The sequence below is a fragment of the Pedobacter sp. AC464 genome (genome assembly GCF_979253075.1).
In genome coordinates this window covers 839885-863459 of record NZ_CEEDBV010000002.1, presented here as the reverse complement: position 1 = coordinate 863459, position 23575 = coordinate 839885, and the positions used below count along the sequence as shown (strand labels likewise).

At 38.7% G+C, this 23575-nt stretch carries 23 protein-coding genes and 1 tRNA gene; 13 read left to right on the top strand and 11 right to left on the bottom strand.

What is annotated here, in order from left to right:
• The first annotated feature begins 3 nt into the window (after positions 1-3).
• From AC0IWT_RS14510 to AC0IWT_RS14500, 3 genes are all read left to right on the top strand, one after another.
• Positions 4-921: a DUF6607 family protein gene (locus AC0IWT_RS14510; RefSeq protein ID WP_471797691.1), complete on the top strand. Its 918-nt coding sequence runs from the start codon at positions 4-6 to the stop codon at positions 919-921.
• A 95-nt stretch (positions 922-1016) separates the two neighbouring features.
• The gene (locus tag AC0IWT_RS14505) at positions 1017-2174 is read left to right on the top strand and encodes a M28 family metallopeptidase (RefSeq protein WP_471797690.1); all 1158 of its coding nucleotides are present in this window, start codon (positions 1017-1019) and stop codon (positions 2172-2174) included.
• A gap of 171 nt (positions 2175-2345) precedes the next feature.
• A complete protein-coding gene (locus tag AC0IWT_RS14500) occupies positions 2346-3422 on the top strand; it encodes a DUF5694 domain-containing protein (RefSeq protein ID WP_471797689.1) in 1077 nt (358 codons plus the stop codon).
• A gap of 136 nt (positions 3423-3558) precedes the next feature.
• Here AC0IWT_RS14500 and AC0IWT_RS14495 read toward each other — a convergent pair whose 3' ends face one another.
• From AC0IWT_RS14495 to AC0IWT_RS14485, 3 genes are all read right to left on the bottom strand, one after another.
• Positions 3559-4299 carry a class I SAM-dependent methyltransferase gene (locus tag AC0IWT_RS14495; RefSeq protein ID WP_471797688.1) on the bottom strand — a complete coding sequence of 247 codons (741 nt, stop codon included), beginning with the start codon at positions 4297-4299 and terminating at the stop codon, positions 3559-3561.
• Positions 4300-4372: 73 nt separating this feature from the next.
• Positions 4373-5773 (bottom strand): MBL fold metallo-hydrolase RNA specificity domain-containing protein, encoded by a 1401-nt coding sequence (locus tag AC0IWT_RS14490; protein ID WP_471797687.1) that lies wholly within the window; start codon positions 5771-5773, stop codon positions 4373-4375.
• 62 nt (positions 5774-5835) lie between these two features.
• Positions 5836-6063 carry a YtxH domain-containing protein gene (locus AC0IWT_RS14485; RefSeq protein ID WP_471797686.1) on the bottom strand — a complete coding sequence of 76 codons (228 nt, stop codon included), beginning with the start codon at positions 6061-6063 and terminating at the stop codon, positions 5836-5838.
• Positions 6064-6143: 80 nt separating this feature from the next.
• On the opposite strand from AC0IWT_RS14485, the gene AC0IWT_RS14480 reads away from it, so the two are divergent.
• Positions 6144-6776 carry an HAD family hydrolase gene (locus AC0IWT_RS14480; RefSeq protein ID WP_471797685.1) on the top strand — a complete coding sequence of 211 codons (633 nt, stop codon included), beginning with the start codon at positions 6144-6146 and terminating at the stop codon, positions 6774-6776.
• 51 nt (positions 6777-6827) lie between these two features.
• Here AC0IWT_RS14480 and AC0IWT_RS14475 read toward each other — a convergent pair whose 3' ends face one another.
• The gene (locus AC0IWT_RS14475; RefSeq protein ID WP_471797684.1) at positions 6828-8387 is read right to left on the bottom strand and encodes a DUF6600 domain-containing protein; all 1560 of its coding nucleotides are present in this window, start codon (positions 8385-8387) and stop codon (positions 6828-6830) included.
• A gap of 280 nt (positions 8388-8667) precedes the next feature.
• Here AC0IWT_RS14475 and AC0IWT_RS14470 point away from each other — a divergent pair, with 280 nt between their 5' ends.
• The gene (locus AC0IWT_RS14470) at positions 8668-9369 is read left to right on the top strand and encodes an SAM-dependent methyltransferase (protein WP_056869579.1); all 702 of its coding nucleotides are present in this window, start codon (positions 8668-8670) and stop codon (positions 9367-9369) included.
• Between the two features lie 110 nt (positions 9370-9479).
• Here the strand turns inward: AC0IWT_RS14470 and nadD are convergent, their stop codons facing one another.
• From nadD to AC0IWT_RS14455, 3 genes are all read right to left on the bottom strand, one after another.
• Entirely contained in the window at positions 9480-10052 is a 573-nt protein-coding gene (gene nadD / locus AC0IWT_RS14465; RefSeq protein WP_471797683.1) for a nicotinate (nicotinamide) nucleotide adenylyltransferase, read from the bottom strand.
• Positions 10053-10063: 11 nt separating this feature from the next.
• The gene (gmk, locus tag AC0IWT_RS14460; protein WP_056869581.1) at positions 10064-10633 is read right to left on the bottom strand and encodes a guanylate kinase; all 570 of its coding nucleotides are present in this window, start codon (positions 10631-10633) and stop codon (positions 10064-10066) included.
• A 67-nt stretch (positions 10634-10700) separates the two neighbouring features.
• Positions 10701-11564: a YicC/YloC family endoribonuclease gene (locus AC0IWT_RS14455; RefSeq protein WP_471797682.1), complete on the bottom strand. Its 864-nt coding sequence runs from the start codon at positions 11562-11564 to the stop codon at positions 10701-10703.
• A gap of 203 nt (positions 11565-11767) precedes the next feature.
• Between AC0IWT_RS14455 and AC0IWT_RS14450 the strand changes: the two genes are divergently transcribed.
• Complete coding sequence (locus AC0IWT_RS14450; RefSeq protein WP_471797681.1) at positions 11768-12481, top strand: peptidase associated/transthyretin-like domain-containing protein; 714 nt, start codon at positions 11768-11770, stop codon at positions 12479-12481.
• Between the two features lie 60 nt (positions 12482-12541).
• Here AC0IWT_RS14450 and rnc read toward each other — a convergent pair whose 3' ends face one another.
• The 3 genes from rnc to AC0IWT_RS14435 form a co-directional block, all read right to left on the bottom strand.
• Entirely contained in the window at positions 12542-13270 is a 729-nt protein-coding gene (gene rnc / locus AC0IWT_RS14445; RefSeq protein ID WP_056869584.1) for a ribonuclease III, read from the bottom strand.
• A 92-nt stretch (positions 13271-13362) separates the two neighbouring features.
• The gene (gene fabF / locus AC0IWT_RS14440; protein WP_471797680.1) at positions 13363-14616 is read right to left on the bottom strand and encodes a beta-ketoacyl-ACP synthase II; all 1254 of its coding nucleotides are present in this window, start codon (positions 14614-14616) and stop codon (positions 13363-13365) included.
• Between the two features lie 21 nt (positions 14617-14637).
• Positions 14638-14874: an acyl carrier protein gene (locus tag AC0IWT_RS14435; RefSeq protein WP_008508386.1), complete on the bottom strand. Its 237-nt coding sequence runs from the start codon at positions 14872-14874 to the stop codon at positions 14638-14640.
• A gap of 157 nt (positions 14875-15031) precedes the next feature.
• Between AC0IWT_RS14435 and AC0IWT_RS14430 the strand changes: the two genes are divergently transcribed.
• The 6 genes from AC0IWT_RS14430 (at position 15032) to AC0IWT_RS14405 (ending at position 21113) form a co-directional block, all read left to right on the top strand.
• Positions 15032-15451, top strand: a complete 420-nt coding sequence (locus AC0IWT_RS14430; RefSeq protein WP_056869586.1) for an IPExxxVDY family protein — start codon at positions 15032-15034, stop codon at positions 15449-15451.
• 147 nt (positions 15452-15598) lie between these two features.
• The gene (pyk, locus tag AC0IWT_RS14425) at positions 15599-17029 is read left to right on the top strand and encodes a pyruvate kinase (protein WP_056869587.1); all 1431 of its coding nucleotides are present in this window, start codon (positions 15599-15601) and stop codon (positions 17027-17029) included.
• 88 nt (positions 17030-17117) lie between these two features.
• Positions 17118-17202 (top strand) — tRNA-Ser (locus AC0IWT_RS14420).
• 166 nt (positions 17203-17368) lie between these two features.
• Positions 17369-19510: a S9 family peptidase gene (locus tag AC0IWT_RS14415; RefSeq protein ID WP_471797679.1), complete on the top strand. Its 2142-nt coding sequence runs from the start codon at positions 17369-17371 to the stop codon at positions 19508-19510.
• 138 nt (positions 19511-19648) lie between these two features.
• Positions 19649-20401, top strand: a complete 753-nt coding sequence (locus AC0IWT_RS14410) for a hypothetical protein (RefSeq protein WP_471797678.1) — start codon at positions 19649-19651, stop codon at positions 20399-20401.
• Positions 20402-20435: 34 nt separating this feature from the next.
• Positions 20436-21113, top strand: coding sequence for a Rossmann-fold NAD(P)-binding domain-containing protein (locus AC0IWT_RS14405; RefSeq protein ID WP_471797677.1), 678 nt, complete (start codon positions 20436-20438; stop codon positions 21111-21113).
• 98 nt (positions 21114-21211) lie between these two features.
• On the opposite strand, the gene AC0IWT_RS14400 is transcribed toward AC0IWT_RS14405, so the two are convergent.
• Positions 21212-21391: a hypothetical protein gene (locus tag AC0IWT_RS14400; RefSeq protein ID WP_056869591.1), complete on the bottom strand. Its 180-nt coding sequence runs from the start codon at positions 21389-21391 to the stop codon at positions 21212-21214.
• 367 nt (positions 21392-21758) lie between these two features.
• Between AC0IWT_RS14400 and AC0IWT_RS14395 the strand changes: the two genes are divergently transcribed.
• Positions 21759-23459 carry a glycoside hydrolase family 3 protein gene (locus tag AC0IWT_RS14395; protein ID WP_471797676.1) on the top strand — a complete coding sequence of 567 codons (1701 nt, stop codon included), beginning with the start codon at positions 21759-21761 and terminating at the stop codon, positions 23457-23459.
• Positions 23460-23575: the final 116 nt, after the last annotated feature.

Here is a 23575-nt window from a genome sequence, read left to right as displayed (position 1 = left end):
GTTATGAAAATCTTAAATCTGTTCCTTTTACTTACCGTACTTTTAACAGCCGGTGCTAACGCTCAGGAGAAATTAGAGCAAGACAGAAAGGCGATTAAATCTTTAGCAGGTTTTTACAAAGTGAACTTCAATTACGGCGAAGTAACTTCTCCAAATCCGGATTACACATTTAGTAAACCTTACCGAAGTCATGGTAACGAATGGGCTGAAATTATTGTTGATGAGCCTAAAAGAATCGTTATCCAACATATGTTAGCCATTGATGACAGCACAGTAATTAAGCATTGGCGGCAAGATTGGACTTATGAAGACGCCAACATTATGCTATACACGCAAGATAATGCATGGAAAAAAGGGAATTTAACTGCTGCAGATGTTAAAGGAAAATGGACTCAAAAAGTTTATCAGGTTGATGATAGTCCGCGGTACCAGGGTTACGGAACCTGGAGCCACGTTGGTGGCCATGATTCCTGGTCTAGCGAAACCGATTCTCCACTTCCCAGAAGAGAATCGACTGTTCGAAAAGATTACAATGTATTAAATCGCGGTAGCAGAATTACCATTACCAAAGAGGGTTGGATGTTTGAGCAGGACAATAAGAAAGTGCTCCGTACAGTGAATGGAGATAAACTTCTGGCTGTGGAAAAAGGCTATGAAGAATTTACTAAAACAGACCCGAAAAAGTTCGACTATGCGAAGAAGTGGTGGCAGATTCAGAAAAACTATTGGGAAGACGTTCGGAGCGTTTGGGCCGACATTATCGGCAGAAGCGATACGTTTAAAGTGAAAACGATGGCCAACGGGAAATTACTTTACGAAACGCTGTTTACCCTCGGCGACCAATCGATTAAAGAAAAATGGTCAGCAAATCAGAATAAAGAAAAAGTTAAAGCGGCATTGCAAGCATATCTTGTAAATTAGTTTGACTTATATGTTTCCGAAAAGGCAGCTAAAAATTTAGCTGCCTTTTCTATTTATCCTACTATTGAATTGTTTACAATGTTTAAATTGCCAGCATGAAATATTCTACGTTGAAGCATCTTTTCATAATATTTTTTTTGTTCACTTTTGCCAAGGTTTATAGTCAGGATTCGGCTTATGTGCGTAAAACCATTAATCAATTAACCTCAAAAAAGTTTTGGGGCAGGGGTTACACTAAAGATGGCATGGGAAAGGCCTCAGATTTTTTGGCTGCTGAGTACGAAAAAATTGGCTTGCTGCCCATCGGCAAAAACTATAAGCAGGAATTTACCTATCCCGTTAATACTTTTCCCGGTAAAATGTTTGTAGAAGTTAATGGTAAAAAACTAACACCCGGAAAAGATTTTATCGTAAATAATGAAAGCCCATCCTTAAATCAAAAGATAAAACTGACGAAAATTGATTCAGCTCTATATGATGGCGGCTCAAACTTACAGGTCTTTTTGAAAGATAAGTTAACCTGGTCGGTTGCATCCCAGGTTTCTTCAATAGCTAAAATTGAGATCAACAGGAATTTCTTCAAAGAGAACCCTGAATTAATTCAGGTGGATATCGAGAATAAATTTGTTTCTGATTTTAAAGCAAGTAATATTATCGGATACGTAAAAGGAACAAAATACCCCGATTCGATGCTCTTGATAACCGCCCATTACGACCATTTGGGTGGTATGGGAGCGGAAACTTTTTTCCCCGGTGCAAATGATAACGCAGCAGGTGTTGCAACTTTATTAAGCCTCGCCAAATTTTATGCTGCAAATGCGCAACCTTATTCAATCGGATTTATTTGTTTTGCCGGAGAAGAAGCAGGCTTGTTAGGTTCCAGGTATTTTACCGAAAATCCGCTTATCCCCCTGGGTAAAATAAAATTTCTTATTAACCTGGATTTGGTGGGAACGGGAGAAAGTGGAATGACCGTTGTTAATGCAAGCATTTATCCGAAAGCCTTTTCAATTTTAAATCAGGTTAGCCAGGAAAGCGGCTTCATTTCTAAAATAAATTCGAGAGGAAAAGCGGCAAATAGTGACCATTATTTTTTTACCGAAAAAGGCGTTCCTGCTTTTTTCTTTTACACGCAAGGCGGAATCGCGGCGTACCATGATGTATTTGATAAACCCGAAACTTTGCCACTAACTGAGTATAATGATTTGTTTAGGTTGATAGTAAACTTCAACAAAATCATACTTAACAACTGATTTTTTGGACGAACATACCCAAACCCAATTCGAGTTACCTTTTTTTCGTTATGAAATACGTTTTTAGCTTTTTCCCGATTTGGATAAAGTTTTAACCTTTTGGGATAATAAAATATGCCACTTTTTATTCTGTGCGCATCTTTGAATCAACAAATCAAAACCAAAGTCATCATGAAAACGATACAGAAAATCAGCCTTGCATTGTTAATTCTAATCGCAACTGCATTCAAATCAAATGCTCAAAATCAAATTGAAATTGTTGTAGTTGCATCCAGCCACGATAATTCAAAATCAGTTCAAAACTTTACAGCAGTTATTGATAAGCTAAAAAACTTTAAACCAGATATGGTTTTTGGAGAATATTTGCCTGCCGAAGATTATGCAAAACTGGAAGACGATAACTGGGCAAAAAAAGCATTTGCGAAAAAAGTAGATTACATTAATAAGCTTAACCCTGAAACACCGAAAAATATTGCCAAAGAAATAGCACGAAATCAAAAGGCACTGGCTTCCTTTCCTTATTACCACAAAACCAGAATGAATTTGGCTGTAGAATATGCTAAAATGTGGGATAGGGGAAACTTCGATTACCAGATGTTTGTGCTGGAAAATTATATGAAACCTAAATTTGGTAAGGAAGAATTGGCTGAATACTCAAAAATGTTCGGCAGTATAGATTCTTTAAAGAAATTGGGTGTTATCAGGCCAGGAAGCGAGTACAACAAGATTTATTTTCCGCTGATTTTCCAACTTGGCCAAAACCAGATTTACAATATGGATTGCCAGACATATGATAAACCATGGGGCATGGCATGGGGAAAAACAGATTCCCTGTATAAAATAATGGACTCGAAAGCCAAAGCAGATTCCTTATCGCCCGAAGCAAAAACAATGACTGCAATAGAAAAATACTGGACCTATGCACCTGCTGAGGCAAAACAATTTAACGCCGACGAATATGCCGGCATGAATAGTTCAAAATATGGCGACTTAATTGAAGCGTGGAATTTTTACGGCGGACGTAAGTTTTACGGATACCATGGTTTCCCGACTGAAGCGCTGAAAGAAATGGTGGCAGAGTGGACAAACAGAAATGCAGGTATGTGCAAAAACATTATAAACCAGGCGAGAATAAAAAACGCAAAACGAGTTGTGGTTGGGGTAGGAGCAGCGCACAGAACCTGGATGGAAGAAATTTTAGCTAAAAACCCTGACGTGAAAATAATAAACTACAACGATTTACGCTAAGTGTTCTTAAACGCTCATAATCCTTCTCCAGCAACCTGGAGGAGGATTTTTGTTTTAGCCTTTTTAATTTCTTGTGCGCTCTTTAAATTAAAACTGCAACACACAAATTTAACCGGCTTCAATAATAAATTTCAGCTTATCCAGGCAGTGTTAGTTTAATTAGGTACTGGTCTTCGCCATCATCGAAAATAATTTCACTCAACCAGCCCGTTTCTTCGGCAATTAACACTGCCGTTCTAGGGTCGATATAGAGCCAGTTAAACCAGCTGCCTTTTTCTTCCTGATATTCGTATTGGTAAGAAACCTCTCCGTAATATTGGTTTTCAGGTTTGGCTGCATCTTCGTAGAGGTAAGCAATATCTGAGGTGTCGAAAAGCACTTGTCCGCCCGGATTAAGCAGGCTTTTCAACTTCATTAGAAAATTTTTAAAACCTATTAATGTTCCTGTTAATCCGATGCCGTTCATAAGCATTAAAAGTGTATCGAATTTTTCTTCGTAACCGAATACATCTTGCAACAGCGGGTTTTTTACCCCGCGTTCTTCCATAATGCGCACTGCGGCTTCGGATATATCAATTGCGGTTACATCAATATTGAAAGCTTGTAAAACCAGGGCATGACTGCCCACGCCAGCGCCGATATCTAAAACCCTTCCGCTGCACATTTGTAATGCCTGAAGTTCCATAACCGGCATTTCCTCATCATCACGAAAGAAAAAATCTATGGGCATTTCTTCCGGTTCATCGTAAGAGTTGTGAAGCCAAAGCACATCGGCTTTACCGGTTTTGTAAAAATCTGTTAGCGCTTTACCAAAAACATCCATGCAGCAAAGATAACCAGAAAGCTTAAGAAGCGAAAACCATAAAAAAGCGGACAAATTTCGAAGTTTTCGTTAGTAAAGCTTCGAAATTTATCCGCCTGTAAAAATTTTGATTTATATCTCCGGATACTTATTCAAGTTCAAACTCCTGATGGTAATCAGGAATTGCAACATGTTTAAATCCGTGTTCTCTCAATCTCGTTGCAAAATTTTGCTGCACTTCGTATTCGCCATGTACTAAAAAAAGTTGTTTTACCTTTTCGGGGTCCTGACCGGATAAAAATTTCAATAAATCTTCATAATCCCCATGGGCACTCATAGATTTAATTGAACGAACTTCGGCCCGAACCTCGTAATCATCATGAAAAATGTCTACAACTTTTTGTCCGGCAATTAACCGGCCACCTAGCGATGACGGTTCACAATATCCAACCATTAAAATTGTATTTTTTTGGTTGCCTATGTTGTTTCTGATGTGATGTTTTACTCTGCCAGCTTCGGCCATGCCTGATGCTGATATGATTACACAAGGCCGAGGATCTTGATTCAGCGCCTTAGATTCCTCAACAGACTCAATAAACCGGAGCCCTTTGAAACCAAAAATATCGTGGTCAATTTTCAGTGTTTCTTTAACACCGTTATTGTAAACCTCAGGATGATTTTTTAAAATTTCTGTTGCCTTTGACGATAGTGGACTATCAACATAATAAGCAACATCTGGAAGTTTACCTTTTAACTCCAGTCCGTTTAAGGCATAAAGCAATTCCTGCGTACGCCCTACACTGAATGCAGGAATGATAACTTTTCCTTTTTTTATATTGCAGGTATTATTGATAACCTCAAGCAGCATATTTTCTATCGGCTCTAAATCTTTGTGTAAAGAGTCGCCATAGGTAGATTCCATCAAAATAAAATCTGCCTGATCGAACTGTTGCGGGCTTTTTAAAAGTAAGTCGCCATAGCGGCCTACATCACCGCTAAAGGTTATCCTTGTTGATTTTCCATCTTCGGCAATTGTTAAATGAACTGCGGCACTTCCCAGAATATGTCCGGCGTCGGTAAATTTCAGGCGAATGCCCGGCTCAATCTCGAAATCTTCCTCATATTCAACAATCTTCATATTGCCTACAGTTTTCACAACATCATCTTCTGTGTACAATGGCTCTTCTTTTTCCTGCCCCGGTTTTAAATGTCGGTTGGCAAATTCAGCATCCTGCGTTTGGATTTTTGCAGAATCCATCATTAATATTCTGGCTAAATCCATTGTAGCCGATGTGCAGAAAATTTTTCCTTCAAATCCTTCGCCCACCAATCGCGGTAACAAACCACAATGGTCGATATGTGCATGCGAAAGAATAAGATATGTGATTTGTTTTGGGTCGAAACCGAAGTAGCCATTAAGTTTATCGGTAACTTGGCCCATGCCTTGGAAAAGGCCGCAATCTAATAGTATTTGCGTGTTATTTTTAAGCGTAATTAGGTGCTTACTGCCCGTAACTGTACGTGCTGCACCATGAAAAGTTATCTTCATTGTTTATGGTTAGAAATTATAATTGAATAAAAATGCCGGAATTATCCGGCATCTCCAATTATTTAAGCTTTTATATCAGCCATTTTATCTTTAACCTTATCTGCTACACCTGATGCCTTGTCAGCCAGGCCCGCGAGTTTATCTTTTGATGAATCCAATAAATCGCTAAACCAATCAGATACTTTTCCTTTCAATTCGTCTGAAGAATCAGATGATAATGCTAATGCGATTGTTGCACCTAATGCTGCGCCGGCTAAAACGCCTACTATAATTTTTGTTTCCTTTGTCATAATTGTAGTTCTTTAATTATTAAACATAAATTAGCTCTTGCTGTTTTTATTTTTTTTAACAACGCAAAAACCAAACCACAATGAAAAGCATATTTTTTATCGATCTGGACAATACAATTTATTTCACCAAACCCAACGAGGAACAGTTGATGAGCGGCTTGTACAAGGTGTTGGAGGAGCAGGATTTAGGTGTTTCTGACGAAGAATATCAGCGGGCAAAGAAAGAAATGCTTAGGGTACCATTTCAAAAGGTAGCGCTGAAATTCGGATTTAAAAAAGAGGCTATTGATAATGCAATTAAATACCTGGTTAATGGTGAAGTGACATCCCCATTAACACCGGGTGAAGATTATCATTTTATAAAATCGCTTAAAGGCAGAAAATTCATAGTTACAGCCGGGTTTTACAAAAAACAAACTACAAAAGTGAAAATGCTTGGTATAGCAGATGATTTTGAAGAAGTTTATGTTGTTGATGTCACCACTTCAGATCAAACTAAAAAAGATGCTTTCGAAGCTTTAATTCGCAAACACAACCTTAACACTAATGATATTATGGTGATTGGCGATGACGCTGATTCTGAAATCAGGTTTGGTTTGGAATTGGGGTTAACAACATTTTTATTAGATCCCGAAAATCTGCATCCAGATGCAAAAACCACTTTTAGAGGAATTGATTTTAGTAATCTCCACGAAGCAGCGGGGCAAGCGTAGCTAACCCTTGCAAAAAAAAAAGCCCCGATGCTCATCGGGGCTTTCAAAATTTTATCCTCTTCCACCTCTGCCAGGCCTTCCGCCTTCTGAGCCTCTTTCACCACCCCCGCGACTTTGCTGTTGCGGTTGAGCTTGCTGTTGGCGCTGTTGCTGCATTTGCTCATTTCGTTGTTGCATTTGCTGATCTCGTTGCGCTCTTTGTTGATCTGCCTGCTGAGAACGTTGCTGTTGCATCTGCTCATTGCGTTGTTGCATTTGCTGATCGCGTTGCGCTCTTTGTTGATCTGCCTGCTGAGAACGCTGTTGTTGCATCTGCTCATTTCGTTGTTGCATTTGCTGATCGCGTTGCGCTCTTTGTTGCTCTGCCTGCTGAGAACGTTGCTGCATCTGCTCATTACGTTGTTGCATTTGCACATCCCGCTGACCACGTTGCTGATCCTGATTCATTCTATCCTGCTGATTTCTTTGTTGCATCTGCTGGATACGTTGCTGATCGCGTTTTCCTTGTGCCTGCGTACGGTCGGCAGATTGCCTGTTTCGTTGCTCTGCATTACCAAAATCCTGATTCGCACGTTCAGTTCTTCCATTCGCATCGCGATTATAAACACCAGCTCTGTTATTTTGTTGGTTATTATTATCTCTGCGATTATCTAAATTTCCGTTTTCCCCACGATTAGGTTGAGACATTCTATTATCATTGCGCTGCCCAAACCGGTTGTCGTTATTATTTCCACCTCGCTGATCGCGATTTGAGTAATTGTTGTCGTTTCTTCCATTTCTGCTGAAACCTGCATTTCCTTGCTCAAATTTCCTTGGCGCAGCACTTCGGTTGTCAACTGCTCCACGCTCTGGTCTTGGTCTGTAAATAGAAACCGATCTGTTGTCTATCCTGCTGGCGCCGGGTCTGTTGCTTTGTGCGTATCTGTAAACGGTTACATTTCTGTTTGTTGCCCGTCTGATATCTTCCAGTCTTGGTCCACCATAATAACTTCTTCTGTTGTAAACATAAGTGTTATTAATAATTGTGGTGTTGCGGATGTAAACATTGTTGCGTCCGTAATCATACCTTGGGAAAGTGTTAATGTATATGTTTGCCTGAGGAATAAAATTCCAGCAAAATTCAGGTACACTGTATCGGCGGCCAAAACTTAAATTTATATTGATGCTCGGTGCCATTGGTGCCCATCCATAGTAACCTTCTCCGCTTCTCCAATCAACCCATGCAGGTCCCCAGTTGGTATCCGGCAACCAAATCCATTGTCTGTAGCTATTAATTACCCAACGGCCATAGTGGAAAGGCGCCCAGCCCCAATCGTAATTGGAAACCCATGTGTTGCCGTATTCTGTCATCGCCCAACGCCCGTTTGTGTAATAAGGGCGAAATTCGTTTTGATCTACATCAGGGCGCCACACATAACCATACTGTGGGTCTTGAATCCAGGTTCCGTAAGGAGACAATTCGTCGTAAAACGTTTGAAGCGAAACATTACCAGTGCTGTAACCATCATCCTGGTAACTTTCTTCGTAGCCCTGTGCCCTGGCGAGGGTGGTGGTTCCGGCAAGGAGCGCAAACAGCCCCAGCACAAGTGCCGTAGTTTTCAGTGTTTTCATTTGTGTGTTTATATTTTAATAACCTAATGTGTGTGTATCAATTAGAGAACCAAAAACGTTATTGGTTTAATATGCAAGCATAGTTTTTATTTTTTCTTCGATATATTGCGTTGCAGGGCATATTTAACTATTATTTAACGTTTTAAACATGGTATAATTGTGCAGAAAATAAGTCAGTTAGAAATAAAATTTGCTACACCACGAATTTAGGCAGACATTATATTGTACAATGCGAAAACTTTAAAACTTAAATTCTATTTATTGTGAGTATTTTTGCATCATGCAAAACGGTACATTATATCTGATTCCTGTTCCTCTGGCCGAGGAGGTCGCTCACAAAACTTTTACGCCTTATCTTGTCGATACTATAAATCAAATAGATACCTACATTGTAGAAAACAGTAAAACTGCCAGAAGATTTTTGAAAGAAGCCGGGTTAAAAACACCTCAGAAAGATTTGATTGTTCATGACTATGGCAAACACAACCGTACAGATTTAGGCCAATTTTTTACCGAACTTAAAGCTGGCAAAAATGTTGGTTTAATGAGTGAAGCCGGATGCCCGGGTATTGCAGATCCTGGTGCCGATATTGTGGCTGAAGCGCACAAACGTGGCATTACAGTAGTTCCATTGGTTGGGCCAAGTTCGATCCTGTTAGCGTTAATGGCATCAGGCTTTAACGGACAAAGTTTCGCCTTTTGGGGTTATTTACCTATTGATAAGGAACAACGCACCAAGCGTATAAAAGACTTGGATTTGTCCGCCAGCCGCTACAAGCAAACACAGATTTTTATCGAAACTCCTTTCCGCAATAACCAGATGCTTGAAGAAGTTTTAAAGAGTTGTAAACCAAATACGCAACTTTGCATTGCAAGTAATTTGACCGGAGCCGATGAGTTTATCAAAACCCAAAGCATCTACAATTGGCGTAAAGAAGAAATAGACCTGCACAAAAAACCAACAATATTTTTGTTGTATTAGCTTCTGGTTTAATTTTTAGAAACAGATTTTGAAGTAAATCCCAGCTTACTTACGATCGTGGGTTTGAAGTTGAATGCACCATGATGATATAGATGGAAATTCTCGTGCAATTACCTGTACATCCCTTTTCCGTCTATAAAATCGACGACTTTATCGGGTAAAAAAAACTGTACATTCTTCTTTTCCTTTATCGCTTTGCGGATAAATGTTGATGAAATTTCCATCAAAGGCGTGTTTGTAAAAGTTATTGATGGATGATTTTCCCATTCCGAAACATCGGCACCGGGGCGGGGGTAAACATATATTTGATAACTTTTTAGCAAGACCTCATAATTTTTCCATTTCTTAAAAGAAACTAAATTATCAGCACCCATAATCAAAACAAACTCTTTCTCAGGATATTTCTCATGGAGATAAGTTAAGGTATCAATGGTATATGAGGGTTGCGGCAGGGCAAATTCTATGTCGCTTACGCGAATATTTTCGGCATGCTCAGTTGCAAGCTTCGCCATCTCCAGGCGGTCGTACATGTTGGTTAGTCCGCTTTTATCTTTTAGAGGATTATGTGGAGAAACCACCAGCCAAACTTCATCGAGTTGCGTATGGTTAGCCATATAATTGGCAATAATTAAGTGCCCGGTATGAATCGGGTTATACGAGCCGAAGAATAAACCAGTTTTCAATTTAGTTTTTGCTAACCATTCAAAAAATCTCCAACCAATTTTTCTGCTTCTGTACAAGCGGTTGTGAGGTCGTAGTTTTTCAAAATCACATCGAATTTATCTGCATAAAGCAATTCCTTTTCAGCCTTAATAAAACGTTCCTGCAGTTTTTCTGCACTATCTGTTCCACGGCCACTTAAGCGCTGTTTAAGTACCTCTAAAGATGGCGGCTGAACGAAAATTGCTAAAGCATCTTCTTCATATTTTCTTTTCAAACGAATGCCACCTTCTACATCAATATCAAAAATTACGTGCTTGCCTTCGTTCCAAATGCGCTCAATTTCTGAACGTAATGTTCCATAAAAAGTTCCGTTATAAACTTCTTCAAACTCAACAAATTCCTGGCGGGCAACTTTGTGCAAAAACTCTTCTTTTGTGATGAAATAGTAGTCGTTTTCATGCTGTTCAGCACCACGAAGTTCGCGGGTTGTGGCAGAAATAGAAAAGCTCAGTTCAGGAAACTTACTTAATAAATGGTGTACGATTGTGGTTTTTCCTGCTCCTGAAGGCGCTGAAAATATGATTAATTTGCCTTGCTTCATTTTTTTCGACTAAAAACTAAAGGCTAAAAATCGAAAGTCTAAGCTTTGATTTTTAGTTTTTAGAATTCTATAATACGTTTAATAACTGTTCTTTTATCTTTTCCAATTCTTCTTTCATGCCAACAACAAATTGCTGCATTTGAGCATCGTTTGCTTTTGCACCCATGGTATTTATTTCCCTGCCGATTTCCTGCGAGATAAAACCAAGTTTTTTTCCATTTGCCTCTTTACTTGATAAGGTTTGAACAAAGTAATCGCAGTGACTTTTCAATCGCGTTTTTTCTTCAGTAATGTCAATCTTATCGATGTAATAAATCAACTCTTGCTCGAAACGGTTTTGGTCGATATTAACTTTGCCAACGGCATCATCCAAAAACTGCGTAAATTTATCGCGGATGGCCGAAAGTCTTTTCGGTTCTAATTCCTCAACAGATTTGAAGTAAGAAAGGATTTTTTTGATTCTCAGTTCCAGGTCCGCTTTTAAAACGGCACCTTCATCTGCTCTGAAACTGTTGAAATTCGCTAAGGCTTCGGTGAAAATTTTGTACAACTGATTCCATTCATCTTCACTAACGCTTTCTTCCTTATAGCTGATAACTTCAGGAAAAGTTAAAGCAATTTGCAATAAGTTTGAGCTATTCGCCTTTAATTCTTCGTTTACCGAAATTAATTGATTGTAATAATGCGCAAGCAAAGCTGTATTAATGGTTGCGCCAGTAATTTCGCCCGAATTACGTTCTACGGTGATGCTTAAACTAACTTTTCCACGTTCAATATCTTTGCTGCAAACGTTTCGGAGAATCAGTTCTTTATCAGAAAAAGCTTTTGGATATTTTAAATTTAGCTCCAGAAATTTGCTGTTGAGCGATTTGATTTCGACACTATATTTTGCATTTGCATAATCGGCTGTTGCTAAACCGTATCCTGTCATGGATTTTATCATGCGCAAAGATAGAAAAAATAAATTTACGGTTCGCAGGCGGTTGTTCAGTAATCGTGCGTACTAAAGCATTAAGGCGGCTAAAGCGATACATTTATTGGTGCAGAAATACAAACATTCTGTAGTTATTAACGTTCCTTTAACAGTTTACATGGTTAACAATTGTTAATTTTACAAAAAAATAAGTTCACGCAATGAAGTTTCGCTATCGCCTTTTATTAATTATCCTTTGCATTTCAGCTGCTTCATTTTCTGTTAATGCTCAGGAATTTATTTTGAAAGGAGTAGTTTTTGAAAAGGGTGCAAATGCCCGGGTTGCGTTAGCGAACATTCAAAACCAGCGCACTAAAATTGGTGTTACGAGTAACGATTTAGGTATGTTCCAACTAAAGGCGGCTGTTGGAGATACCTTATTAATTGCAAAAACTTATCTCAATGATCAGCGGATTATTGTGCATGGTACGCAGGATATTCTTATCTACCTGGTTAGAAGCAGCACAATGCTAAATGAAGTAACCATTATTGGTAACACAAAAAAGCAAGACTTAGCGGATATTAAAAGAGAATTTCAGAACAAAGGTGTTTACAATGGTGGTAAATCTTCGTTTCTGTCGGCAGTATTTAACCCTTTAAACGGTTTATACAACCTGGTTGGTAAAGATCCTAAAAACGCCCGGCGCTTTAGTCGCTATGCTGATAATGAAATAAAACAATCGCAGATTGATGTATACTTTAATCCAAGTATCATAAAAAATAATACAACATTACGTGGCGATACCCTTGAAAACTATATGATAAATTACCGGCCTGATTTCCAAAAAGCACAACATTGGAACAGTTACGATTACATCAAATACATAAAGGAATCGTCGAAAAAGTTTACCGATACACTTGGAAAAGGAAAGTAGCTTTGTAGATTTTTTTCGGAGTAATCGAATATTTTGTTAGCTCAATGCGTGAATCAGAAATTAGATAGCAAGCGCTTCGCATGCCTTTTCGGCAGCTAGTTTTTCCGCATTTTTCTTATTGTAATCTCTGCCTGTTCCAACTTTTTCACCTTCAACCATTGCGCTAATTGTAAAAAGCTTTGTGCTTTCTCCCTCGCCGTTTTCAGCGAGTTCGAATAAAACATCTTTGCCATGGCGTTGGCACCATTCAATTAGCTTACTTTTAAAGTTCGTTTCAGTAAGTTCCAGTGTATGAATGTCGATGTGCGGTTTAACAATTCTCCGCAAGAGGAATTCTTTAGTAAAATTGTAGCCTTTATCCATGTAAATGGCGCCGATAATGGCTTCGAACGCATCGCCGAGCATGGAGTTATGCTTAGTTTGAATGCTAACCGAACGTTGGTCGAACTGGATTAACTTATCAAAGCCCATCTTTTTTGCCAACTGATTTAAATTGGCCCGGTTTACAATTTTAGAACGCATTTCCGTTAAAAAACCTTCCTCTTTATACGGATAATGTTTAAAAAGCAATTCGGCTATAACTGAACCCAGCACGGCATCACCAAGAAATTCTAAGCGTTCGTTGCTGCTGCGTGTGCCGTTCTTTAAAACTTTAGCCACAGATCGGTGTCTGAACGCCATTTGGTAGAGCGTTACATTTCCCGGAATAAAGCCAAGAATGTTCTTAAGCTTTTTTACAAACTCCTTCTGGGGAGAAAGGTAAAGTTTATATAATTTTAATATCGGCATTAAATAAATAACACAATTAACGGCTAATCAGCATATTTAACTAAGTTATCTATTTTTAATTAGCATACAAAATTATATAGCAGGGGTTTTTGTTAATCTTCGTATTTCTTGAAAATTACTGAAGCATTGTGACCTCCAAAACCGAATGTATTACTTAAAGCGGCTCTAACTTCACGTTTTTGCGCTTTATTAAAAGTAAAATTCAATTTAGGATCGAATGCAGGATCATCTGTAAAGTGGTTAATTGTTGGAGGAACAATGTCATTCTTAACAGCAAGAATTGCAGCGATTGCTTCGATGGCTCCGGCTGCACCTAAAAGGTGCCCAGTCATTGATTTTGTTGAGCTAATGTTTAAGCGATAGGCATCTTCCCCGAACAAATCAGCAATGGCTTTGGTTTCGCTAATATCACCAAGTGGTGTAGAAGTTCCATGCACATTGATATAATCTATGTCCGCAGTTGTTAAACCGGCATCTCTTAAAGCGTTTGTCATCACCATCCTGGCACCTAAACCTTCGGGGTGTGGCGCTGTAATGTGATTAGCATCCGCACTCATACCACCGCCAACAAGTTCTGCATAAATTTTTGCACCTCTTGCTTTTGCATGTTCAAGTTCTTCCAGAATAATTGTACCTGCGCCTTCACCTGCAACAAAACCATCTCTGTCCTTATCGAAAGGGCGGGAAGCTGTTTGAGGATCATCATTACGTGTAGACAATGCATGCATGGCGTTAAAACCACCCATTCCCGCTTCGTTAATAATTGCTTCAGAACCTCCGCTGATGATAACATCTGCCATACCCAAACGGATATAGTTAAATGCATCAATCATTGCGTTGGTAGAAGAAGCACATGCCGAAACAGTTGCAAAATTTGGCCCACGCAAGCCATATTTGATTGAGATATGCCCTGGAGCAATATCAATAATCATTTTAGGGATAAAAAATGGATTGTATCTTGGCGTACCATCTCCTTTGGCGAAATTAGAAATTTCATCCAAAAAAGTTTTCAATCCACCTATGCCTGCACCCCAGATAACGCCGATTCTGTTGGTATCTAATTTCTCAAATTCGAAACCACCATCTTTAACAGCCTCATCTGTTGCTACAAGAGCATATTGTACAAACGGATCTAATTTGCGGGCTTCTTTTTTCTCCAGAAAATCTTCAGGATTAAAGTTTTTAACCTCACAAGCGAATTTGGTTTTAAACTTTTCAGTGTCAAAACCTACAATAGGAGCAGCGCCACTCACCCCATTAGTCAATCCTTCCCAAAAACCAGGAACATTATTGCCTATAGGAGTGAGCGCACCCAACCCTGTTACTACTACTCTTTTTAATTCCATTTATACTGAAAAAGCGTAATTCTATTTAACGTTTTTTTCCAAATAAGCAATCGCTTGACCAACTGTACCGATGGTTTCAGCCTGATCATCAGGAATAGCTACATTAAATTCTTTTTCAAATTCCATAATTAATTCTACGGTATCTAAAGAATCTGCACCCAAATCGTTGGTGAATGAAGCCTCTGGCGTAACTTCGCTTTCGTCAACACCTAGTTTTTCTACGATAATAGCCTTAACTCTTGAAGCAATATCAGACATAATTTTATAATTTAATGGTTAAATAATTCTGTGCAAAGAAAAATAAATTCTTACAATTTTCAAATGTTTTTATTTCGAACCGAAATTTTGGCTCTCAAATAACAAGCGAATATAGAATTAGTTTTTTAATTTCGTTCTGTAAATAATTTATTTCGCTTTGAATAAAACTTATCTAAAATTAACCTTAGACCTTGATTTCATACTGATTGCAATAACTGCGCCGCTTAAAGATTATGTTTTGTGCCACAAAATTAATACGCGTTTAAACACACACTTTGTTAAAGTTGAAGATCATGAAATTTTTTTCAACGTTGATGAGCCGGCCTGGTCTTTCTCTAAATACTACTTTTTTGTAGAACAGGGCGAGGTTGAGTATTACCTGATTAGTAATAAAAGCAGTGATGGCGTGTTGGTTCCGGAAATGAGTAATGTAGATTTTTTCATCATAATAAAAGAATTTATTGATAAAGAAGATTTAAATTATCTGATAAACGGATTAAACAAACTGCCTGATATACAGGTAGCTGCAAAAATTGAACCCACTAAACTGAAATCGAAAGAGAATTTGGTAATATAAAAATTATATACTTGGTGTATTAAATACACTATATTTGAGGGTTATAAAACACTGTACAAAACAAAATAAATATAAAATTTAATGCGGTTTAATTAATTTTAGCTAATTAATTGAGACAACAAACAGCATTGCTAAATCAAATATTAAATGAAACCTTTTCATTCCAGAACAAAAATTGTAGCCACACTCGGCCCCGCTTCAGCTAAACCAGATGTATTATATAGTATGTTTAATGCCGGTTTAGATGTTTGTCGTTTAAATTTCTCTCACGGTTCTCAGGCAGATCATCAGGCGGTTTTGGACACCATCCGCGAACTGAATAAAAAATATGATTACAACGTTGGTATTTTAGCCGATTTACAAGGTCCGAAAATTCGTATCGGCTTGGTTAAAGAGGGTGGTATTAACCTTATCAATGGCGCAACCACCGTAATTACTACAAATGAATGTATCGGTAACGAAGAACGCATTTACATTACGTATCAAAACTTTCCTCAGGATGTTCAGGCTGGAGAGATTATCTTATTAGATGACGGAAAACTTCAGATGAAAGTTATTTCGACCAACTTGAAAGATGAAGTTGTGTGCGAAATTGTTCATGGCGGGATTTTAACATCAAGAAAGGGTGTAAACCTTCCAAATACAAAGGTTTCTATTCCATCATTAACGCCGGAAGACCGCGAAAACCTGGAATTTGTTCTTGAAAACGATGTTGAATGGATCGGCTTATCTTTTGTTCGTAAGGCGGAAGATATTATCGAGCTTAAAAAAATAATCGCTGAGCGTGGTAAAACTGCCCGCGTAATTGCAAAAATTGAAAAACCTGAAGCCATTGCCAACATCGATGAAATTATAGCCGTTACCGATGGTATTATGGTTGCTCGTGGAGATTTGGGTGTTGAGTGTCCGATGGAGGAAGTTCCGTTATTGCAAAAAATGATTGTTGCAAAATGTAGAGCTGCATCTAAACCTGTTATCGTAGCAACGCAAATGCTCGAAAGCATGATTACAACCCCTAGGCCTACACGTGCTGAGGTAAACGACGTTGCAAACTCTGTATTGGATGGTGCTGATGCAGTGATGCTAAGTGGCGAAACTTCGGTTGGTGAATTTCCTTTAATCGTTATCGAAACGATGCAGAAAATTATTCAAAACATAGAAGAAAACAATTATCCGTTTAATCCTGATAAGTTCTTGAAACCAAAATCTGCTTCTTTTTTAAGTGATGCAATTTGTGATTCAGCATGTTTTCTAGCTAAACAAACAAATGCAGTAGGCATCGTTTCTATGACGTTAAGCGGTTACACTGCTTTCGAAATTTCGAGTCACCGCCCGGAAGCATTAACTTTTATTTTTACAAGCAACAGGGCTTTGCTAAACGCTGTAAGTTTACTTTGGGGTGTAAGAGGCTTCTATTACGATAAATGGGAGAGCACCGATAACACAATTATTGAAGTTAACGAATTCTTGAAAAGCAAAAAACTGGTTAAACAAGGTGATATTGTTATTAACACTGCCGCTATCCCGATGGAGGCAAAAGGTAAAACCAATATGCTAAAAATTACTGTTATCGATTAAGTTTTAAACTTTCGATGAAAAAATGCTCCGGAATAATTTCCGGAGCATTTTTTTTATCAATAAAAAATATACTTTTGCAATCCCACACGGAGAGGTGTCAGAGTGGTCGATCGAGCACGCTTGGAAAGCGTGTGTACTGCAAGGTACCGCGGGTTCGAATCCCGCCCTCTCCGCTTTTTATCATAAGCATACTGGCAACTTCATAAATCTAAATCGTACAACCTGCCTCATTTTAACCAACTTTTATTAGTTGCGTTCATTTTCTCTTTGTATTATTATTGATAAATTAATTCCGAAATCGAAAACAGTATTAATTTTATCGCAAGAACAAACTTTAATATGAATAAATATTTACTTTCTGTAACCGTATGCATAGTTGCGGCTACAGCAAATGCCCAGCAGGGTAGCCCCCTAACTGCTAAAGACTATGAGCATGCCGAAAGTTTTCTGAGTTACAACACTGCAAAATACATCGACCACAGTTTTTCGCAGCCAAATTGGCTTGAGGGAGATAAATTCTGGTATACCACAAGGACTGCTGATGGAGAGCAAACATTTTTGGTTGATCCTTTGAAAAAAAGCAAGACTTTAACTACCGAATTTAAGAGCGGAGGAAGTGGGGCGCAAAACGTTCGTCGCGGTGGCCGCGGAGAAGTTGTTTCTCCAGATGGGAAAAAATCCATCCTAATTAAGGATTACAATCTTTTTGTGAAGGATATCGCATCTGGAAAACTAACGCAGTTAACTACAGATGGCGTTAAAGATTACGGCTATGCAACAGACAATGCGGGCTGGAAGCATAGCGATGGCGCAATTCTGCGTTGGTCGCCAGACTCGAAAAAAATTGCAACCTTTCAGCAAGACCAACGCAAATCTAAAGATATGTACCTGGTATCGACAAATGTTGGCGCTCCAAAACTTAGCGCCTGGAAGTATCCCCTGCCTGGCGATAAAGAGATTGCAACCATAAGAAGGGTTATTATAGATGTGGAAACACCGAAGGTTATTTCACTAAATGTTCCGCCAGATCCGCACCGTGCAACTTTAAGTGACGACATTTCGAGCAGTGGCACATTTGACGATATAGATTGGAAAGCAGATGGTTCTGAAGTTGCATTTGTATCAACATCCCGCGATCATAAAAATGAAAAATTCCGTATTGCAAATGCACAAACCGGCGCAGTACGCGAAGTATTTGAAGAAACTGTTAAAACGCAGTTTGAGTCTGGTCAGGGCGCCATTAACTGGAGATATTTGCCTGCAAGCAAAGAAATCTTATGGTATTCGGAGCGTGATAACTGGGGGCATTTATATTTGTATGATGCAACTTCAGGAAAGGTAAAAAACCAGATAACTAAAGGAGACTGGGTAGTTACCCGCTTGTTAAAAGTAGACGAAAAAACACGTACGTTATATTTTATTGCCAACGGTCAGGACAAAAAGAACCCATATTTCGGGCATTTCTACAAAATTGGTTTCGACGGTAAAAAACTGGTCGACTTAACGCCAGAAGTCGGAAACCACATGGTTTCAATATCACCTTCGGGCAATTATTTTATTGATACCTATTCTCAACCCGATGTTCCTGCTGTTAGTGTTTTCCGTAGTATGGATGGAAAGCTAATTACAGAATTGGAAAAAACCGATGTTTCGCGGCTGGTGGCTACAGGCTGGAAAGCACCAACACCGGTATCGGTTAAGGCTGCTGATGGTAAAACTGACATCTATGGATTGGTTTTCACTCCAACCAAAATGGATGCGAGCAAAAAATATCCTGTAATCGATTACATTTATCCCGGGCCGCAGGGCGGAAGTGTTGGCAGCTGGTCTTTTGCAGCATCACGTGGTGATAATCAATGCCTGGCAGAATTGGGCTTTATTGTAGTGGTGATGGAAGGTACGAGCAATCCAGACCGTTCTAAAAGTTTTCACGACATGAACTACGGCAACATGGCAGAAAATACGCTTCCCGATCAAATCACTTCCATTAGGCAGCTTGCCACAAAATATCCAATTGATACCACAAAAGTTGGTATTTGGGGCCACTCTGGCGGAGGTTTTGCAACTGCCGCGGCAATGTTTCGCTACCCGGATTTTTTCAAAGTTGGCATTTCCGAATCAGGTAACCACGAAAACCGAAATTATGAGGATGATTGGGGCGAACGTTACAATGGTTTGGTAGAAAATGCAAATTACGATGCACAGGCTAATCAAAACTATGCTAAAAACCTAAAAGGGAAATTGATGCTTGTACATGGAATGATGGATGATAACGTGCCGCCATACAACACTTTATTGGTTGTAGAAGCACTCGAGAAAGCAAATAAATCTTTCGATTTAGTTATTTTTCCAAATAGTGCACATGGTTACGGCGCTTATTCGCCTTATATGATGCGAAGAAGATGGGACTACTTTGTTCAAAATTTACTTGGCGTTCAGCCGCCATACGATTACCAAATGAAGCCTCCAACGATGCGGTAATTCGTTAAATTGTTTAGAAAGGTCTCGATGTAAAATCGGGGCCTTTTTTTGTAATTAAGAGAGGATGATGGTTAAGTTGTGTTAAATTTTAATGAAGGAAGATTGAAAAGGCTATTTTAGCGATAAGCTAATCATCCCATGAAATTCTTTACCACCTTAATACTCCTGTTTATTCTTGGAAAAACCCAGGCGCAGCAAATAAACGGGCAAGTTCTGGATTATACATCGAAATTACCTGTGGATAATGTGGTTATAGCCTATGGAAAGCAAACCATTATAACCACGGCTACGGGTAAATTTTCGTTTCAAAGAAATGGTTCAGACGAAACTGTTCAGCTAAATAAATTGGGTTACGAAAATTACCGCCTAAACTTGAAAAATAACTTTAAAGATCTAACCATTTACCTGAAACCAATTGCTATAAATTTGAATGACGTGCTGGTATTGCCTAAGCGGGATTACCTTGCTGATTCTTTAAAAATGCGACAGGATTATGCCAATGTTTTTGCCTACAAGGCACCAAGTGTGAAAGATATGCTTGTTAAAAAAGGATTGCGCTATCCAACTTTTGGGTCTAATTTAGTATCAAACTCAACCTCTTCAATTATTAGTCTGGATGTTTTAAAAACCATTGGCTTACTTACAAAAAATAAATCTTCAATATCGAAATTGCAAAAAGTACAGTTAAAGGAAGAAGAAAATAATTATGTCAACCACCGTTTTGACGCCGAAAAGATTTCAGTTATAACGAAGTTGGAAGGCGATTCTCTGCAAGCTTTTATTCGAAAATACCGCCCAACTGCTGCTGAAATTAGAAAGATGAACGATTATCAAATCCTCATGTATGTAAAAAGGAGTTACAGTTTGTTTATTAAACCAAACAAAGATTAACTTTAACTGGAAATTTAGTGTTTAAGATTTTACTATGGGAAAGAAAAGGCCGGCAATCAACGTAATCATAACCGGAACTACGGGAATGGTTGGCGAAGGGGTATTGATACAATGTTTAAACAGCCCGGAAATTGATTCTATTTTGGTTGTAAACCGTAAAAGCTGCGGTTACACTCACCCAAAACTTATAGAGATAATCCATCAGGATTTTTTTGACTTCTCAAAAATCGAGAACGAGTTAACTCGTTATAATGCCTGTTTTTTTTGTTTGGGGATAACTTCAGTTGGCGCCAGTGATGAGGTTTATTACAAAATGACCTACACACTTACCATGCATGTGGCTCAAACTTTAAGTAGACTGAACGAAAACATGACGTTTTGTTATGTTTCTGGTAGTGGCACGAACGAAAACGGGCGTTTAAACTGGCAGAAGGTAAAGGGGAAAACTGAAAATGATTTAATGAAGCTACCTTTTGACCAGGTGTTCAACTTTAGGCCGGGATTTATTAAGCCAATGAAGGAGCAGAAATTTGCGCATAAATTTTATAACTACATCAATTGGATGTTTCCGATTGGGCGCTCTTTGTTTCCAAATGGTTTTTGTAAAATGACTGAACTTGCCCAAGCGATGATTAATACATTAAGCCACAATAACGAAAGAAAGACTTTTGAGGGAAAAGAGATTATTGCGTTGGCTAACGAACCGGTTTAGCCCTGCAAATGATGTTTTCGAAGTTGGGATTAACCGAAAAAAAAGAAGATGTTTAATGTTGGTTTGTATCTTCCAACATTAAACATCATCTTAATAACTTACTTTTTATTGTCAACTTTGCGTTGGTTATCTTTGTTAGACGTTTGGTCTGAACGCTGACCGCCACCATTTGTAATGCCTTGCATCTTCTTGTCGACTTTTACATCGTGGTTTGCTCTGTCTGCTATAGAACTTCCCTGTCCTGTAGGGTTATTCTTCGGTGTGCTTACATTTTTCATAGGTAAAAATTTTTAGTTTAACATGATAAGAAAGCGTTGTAATAATAACGGATGACAAGCAATTATGTTTTTATTTTTTTAATGCCTTTAACCTGCGTTTGGAAAAGGTTTGTGTAGTACCTTTTCTTATAAACCCAATGGCAGCGGCAGCCCGTTTCCGATATTTTTAATCGGGAACGGCTACAGCGAACAGTGGGGCTACACTATCCAAATGTTACTGACTGTACATTTCCAAAAAAATATTTATATAATGTTTGCTTATTAAATCATCTACAACTTTTTGTATTAAATCGATTACTTGGATTGGTTTTTGTTTAATTCGGTTATTACTTATTAATTTAGCCGAAACGGATTACAACAAAACAAAGTGAAAAAAAATTTATTCTTCATTATCTTATTTTGCGCTGCGGTTTTTACTGCAAACGCCCAAAAACAAGCTTACCTCGACATGTTAGTCAATCAACCAAAATGGGTTGATTCGGTCTTCAAAAAATTGAATCGGAGGGAAAAAATTGCGCAGATGTTTTTTGTTAGGGCGCACACAAATTTGGGTCAGAAATATATTGACTCGGTGGAGCTGGTGATAAAAAAAGAACAACTGGGCGGGGTGATTTTCTTTCAGGGCGGCCCCGTAAGGCAGGCAAGAGCAACAAACGCTTATCAAAAGGTAAGTCGCGTGCCCTTAATTATTGCAAATGATGGCGAATGGGGTTTGGGTATGCGTTTGGATAGCACAATAGCTTATCCTTACCAGATGACTTTGGGAGCCATCCAAAACAAAGATTTAATTTATAGAATGGGGCAGGAAGTTGCCAAAGATTTTAAACGCATGGGCATGCAAATGAATCTGGCGCCCGATGCTGATATTAATAACAATGCAAAGAATCCTGTTATCAACTACCGTTCGTTTGGAGAAAACAAATATAATGTGGCCACGAAAACAGCCACTTATATGAAAGGAATGCAGGATGGAGGATTGTTAACGACATTAAAACACTTTCCCGGCCACGGCGATACAGACGTAGATTCGCATTATGATTTACCACAACTTACCTTTAGTGCGGCCCGGCTGGATAGTTTAGAGATGTACCCTTTTAAAGAATTAATTAAACAAGGTGCTTCGGGAATTATGATTGCCCACATGAACATTCCGGCTTTGGATAATACGCCGAATTTACCTTCTACCTTATCGAAACCGATTGTTACCGGAATTCTGAAAGATAAACTTGGCTTTAAGGGTTTGGTAATTTCTGATGCGATGGATATGAAGGGCGTAGTTAAATTTTTTAAAAATGGCGAAGCAGATGTTTTGGGTATTGTTGCCGGTAACGATATTTTAGAGCTATCAGAGAACAGCGACAGAGCGGTGAAACTGATTAGAAAAGCAATTAGGCAAGGAAGAATTAATATGGCAGATGTTGATGTTAGTGTGCGGAAAATTCTAACTGCTAAATACTGGGCCGGCCTAAATCGAAAAGATACAGTTGTTACCCAAGGCATTATTGCGGGCGTAAACAGGAACGCCAGCAATGCATTAGTGCAAGAACTGGCCAATGCTTCGGTTACTTTATTAAAGGGTAAGGAGTACATTAAAAATCTTGTTCCGATAAGAAGAACCGCGATTATTAGCATCGGCGTGCCAACGGTAACTAAATTCCAGAAAGAAGTTTCGAAAGGATTTTACAACTCTGTTTATTATGTTTTAGACAAGGATGCATCTGCTACGCAAATTTCCAATGTAGCACGAGAAATTGGTGCGTTTGATCAGGTCATTGTTGGCATACATGATAGCCGCTCGAGGCCGGGAAATAACATTCCACTTAATGCGGGCGTTAAAAATTTTGTTAAAGAACTTTGTGGTAAGAACGCTGTTTTTGCCTTGTTTGCAAATCCCTACAATCTTGCAGGTTTACCTGGACTGGAAAACAGCAAAGGCTTAGTAATTGGATACCAGAAAGAAGATTATATGCAAATTTCAGCAGCTGCTGTAATTAATAACCGTTTGGTGCCAAGTGGCAAGTTGCCGGTTAGCATTTTACCAAATTTTAAATACGGCGACGGACTGTAGTTTCATTCTGTACCAAAACATCTGGCGATAAAAGCCGCACTTCAATTTATCGTTAAATTAATGGATTTGCACAACCCATAAAGAATGCCGAATTTTGCCAGGAATTCGGCATTCTT